Here is a 294-nt window from a genome sequence, read left to right as displayed (position 1 = left end):
CCCGAATCCCGAACATATTGCCGTTGCGGGTCATTGCCGTGACGATGCTGCCTGCGCGGATCATCGCGCCAGCATCCATCGCCGCCTTGCAGTAAGCCATCGCGAGGTTGAGGAAGAACTGATCGGTCACGCTGAGGAAATCCATCACTTCGGCGATGTGCTGTTTATCATGATCGAGGCGAGCAATTTGTGGGGCCAGCGCACGCATTAACAGTGCAGAGGAAGCAATATTGCGTTGATGGAACTCATCGCCCATCGTAATGCCCTGCGCCATCATCGCCGTGAGATCGATAC

General features: G+C 55.8%; 1 protein-coding gene. It reads right to left on the bottom strand.

The genetic code is table 11. The features are described 5' to 3' along the window. A partial coding sequence (locus ACNQ0T_RS23885) for a DUF1116 domain-containing protein (RefSeq protein ID WP_417930460.1) occupies nucleotides 1–294 on the bottom strand: 294 nt, incomplete at both ends.

It is taken from the genome of Enterobacter cloacae complex sp.6700776, assembly GCF_048284255.1.
Classification (GTDB): Bacteria; Pseudomonadota; Gammaproteobacteria; order Enterobacterales; family Enterobacteriaceae; genus Enterobacter; species Enterobacter intestinihominis.
Note: the sequence above shows the minus strand (reverse complement) of the source record. Positions and strands in the feature narration are given on the sequence as shown.